The 489-nt window shown below is 64.6% G+C and carries 1 protein-coding gene; it reads right to left on the bottom strand.

Annotation, left to right across the window (positions count from 1 at the left end):
* On the bottom strand, window positions 1–489 hold a 489-nt coding region (locus J5M66_RS26580; RefSeq protein ID WP_207817541.1), incomplete at both ends, for a peptidase dimerization domain-containing protein.

Raw genomic sequence — 489 nt, 5'->3', positions numbered from 1 at the left:
ATACATCGGAATGCCGGCATTGCGCATGAACCGGCTGTCGGTTGCCCCCGTGCTCATGGCAGGAATCACCGGCACATTCCACATCTGATGCGTCAGCGCTTCCACGGTCTTTACCAAGTCGCCATTGAGCGGCGACGCGGGGCTCGCCAGCGGCTTGTTGACGTAGCGCACGCTGATCTTCTCGTTGCCGATCACCTGCTTCAGCTGACGATCGATATCCGCCGGATCATCGTGCGGCAGGATGCGGCAATTGACGGTGGCCTTGGCCGATTGCGGCAGCGCGTTCTCGGCATGGCCGGCGTTGACCATCGTGGCCACGCAGGTCGTGCGCAACTGCGCGTTGTAGAACGGCACGGCCGAGAGCCGATCGATCGCAGCCTGGTCCGGCTTGCCGGTGCCGACCGAACGCATGTCCTCCGCCAGTTGCCCCGTCGCCAGCGGCGCGCTGCGCGAGAAGTAGGTCTGCGTCACGTCGGCCAGCTTGACCGG

It is taken from the genome of Pseudomonas sp. 67(2021), assembly GCF_017491835.1.
In the GTDB taxonomy this organism is placed as follows: Bacteria; Pseudomonadota; Gammaproteobacteria; order Pseudomonadales; family Pseudomonadaceae; genus Aquipseudomonas; species Aquipseudomonas atacamensis.
The sequence above is the reverse complement of the archived record's forward strand: the minus strand, read 5'-3'. Positions and strand labels throughout refer to the sequence as shown.